This is a genomic window from Microbacterium sp. K41 (assembly GCF_004794395.1).
Taxonomy (GTDB): Bacteria; Actinomycetota; Actinomycetes; order Actinomycetales; family Microbacteriaceae; genus Microbacterium; species Microbacterium sufflavum.
Window position 1 is genome coordinate 1 of the sequence record NZ_SSDO01000183.1, and the last position, 2118, is coordinate 2118.

Annotated in this window: 2 protein-coding genes; both read left to right on the top strand. The window is 72.5% G+C overall.

The window, feature by feature from the left end; genetic code table 11:
- Nucleotides 1–571 (top strand): arsenate reductase/protein-tyrosine-phosphatase family protein (locus DW309_RS19355; RefSeq protein ID WP_168387178.1); only part of this gene is annotated, 571 nt, incomplete at its 5' end.
- An 89-nt stretch (nt 572–660) separates the two neighbouring features.
- The coding region (locus DW309_RS04975; protein WP_168387179.1) for a tyrosine-protein kinase domain-containing protein at nt 661–2118 on the top strand (1458 nt) is incomplete at its 3' end.

Consider the following 2118-nt stretch of genomic DNA (forward strand, 5'->3'; position numbering starts at 1 on the left):
CGTCTGCACGGGCAACATCTGCCGCTCGCCGCTGGCCGAGGTGATGCTCCGCCGCTCGCTCGAGCCGCTGGGCGTGCGCGTGCACAGCGCGGGGACGCACGCGCTGGTCGGCCACGGCATGCCGGAGCCGGCGCTCGAGCTCGCGGCGACGGCGGGCGTCGAGCCGTCGATCGCCGCCGCCCACCAGGCGCGCTACCTGGTCGAGCCGCTGCTCGCCGACACCGACCTCGTGCTGACCATGGCCAGGGAGCACCGCTCGCACGCCGTGAAGATGCTGCCGAGCATCCTGCGGCGCACGTTCACGGTGCGCGAGTTCGCCCGGCTCGCGTCCACCCTGACCAGTGCGGACGCGAGGGCGGCAGCCGATGCCGCAGGCGACGCCCCTACCGACCGGTTCGCCGCCGTGCTGCGCGCGCTCAACGACCAGCGCGGACTCACCCCCTCGCTGCCGGAGGACGACGACGTGATCGACCCCTACCGCCGCTCGCGCGAGACCTACGCGCTCTCGGCATCGCAGCTCACCCCGGCGCTGGCCGAGGTCGAGCGGGTCGTGCGCGACGCCATCGGCTGAGACGCACCCGTCCGCACGGACGATCACCGTATGCTCATGGTCATGCAGGCATCCCGTGCTCCCCGAGGGATGCGCGAGGGGCGGAAACCGTGGAACTGAGAGACTACGTGCGCATCGTGCGCGCGCACTGGATCGTGATCGTGGTGGCCACGCTGGTCGGCGCCGCCGCCGCGTTCGGATGGACCGCCCTGCAGCCGCGCGTGTACTCCGCCGACACCACCGGCATCGTCACGGCGGCCGGCGGAGACGGCTCGAGCGGCTCCGCCCTGGTGGGCAATCAGCTCGCGCAGAGCAGGGTGAAGTCGTACCTCAACATCGGCTCGTGGCGGGCGGTCGCCGAGCACGCGATCGACGAGCTCGGGCTGGACACGACCCCCGACGTGCTCGTGAACCGGGTGACCGTGACCAATCCGCTCGACACGACCGCCCTGCAGGTCACCGCGAAGGGACCGACGCCGCAGGAGGCGCAGGCGCTGGCGCAGGCCTGGCTCGACGGCATGGCGATCGAGATCGACAAGCTCGAGGGCGGCACCTCGTCGACCCCGGCCGCGATCTCCCTCGTGGTGGGCGACTCCGCGCGCCTGCCCACCGAACCCTCCTCCCCCAACACGCGCATCGCCGTCCTCATCGGCGCGCTCGCCGGACTCGCGCTGGGCCTGGTCTACGCGTTCGTGCGCCACACGGTCGACCGGCGGGTCCGCCACCCCCGCGACATCGAGCGCGAGACCGGCGTCTCCGTCATCGGGACGCTGCCGCTGGAGAAGTCGATGTCCGACGAGCGGCAGGTGATCGACTTCTCGCTCGAGTCGCAGCACGGCGTCTCCCACCACACGATCGAGTCGATGCGCGAGCTGCGCACGAACCTGCAGTTCATCGACGTCGATCACCCGCCGCGGGTGATCGTCGTGACCAGCTCGGTGCCGGGCGACGGCAAGTCGACCGTGTCGGTCAACCTCGCCTCGAGCCTCGCGGCCGCCGGGCAGTGGGCGATCCTGATCGACTGCGATCTGCGGCGCCCCGTCATCGCCGACATCTTCGGCATGTCCCGCGACGTCGGCCTGACCGACGTGCTCGCCGGACGCGCGGAGCTGCAGGACGTGGCGCACCGCCCCTCGCGCGACGTACCGCTGGCCGTGGTGGGGGCGGGCCGCATCCCGCCGAACCCCAGCGAGCTGCTGGGCTCGAAGCGCATGCGCGACTTCCTGGCCGAGATCAGCTCGTCCGCCATCGTGATCCTCGACTCCCCGCCCGTGCTGCCGGTGACCGATGCCGCGGTGCTCGCCGCCGGCGCTGACGGCGTGCTGATCGTCGTGTCGTCCGGCAAGACCACGTTCGACATGCTGCAGCGCGCGATCGCCAACATCACGCGCACCACCGGCCGCGTGCTCGGCGTCGTGCTCAACCGCGTGCCGCGCAAGGGCGCCGAGTCGGCGTACTACGGCCGCGAGTACTACGGGGCGTACGAGCGGTACGCGGAGCCGGACGACGCACCGGCCGCCCCGCCTTCCGACGCCGGGCAGACGCCGGGCGTGCGCCGCCGGGGCACG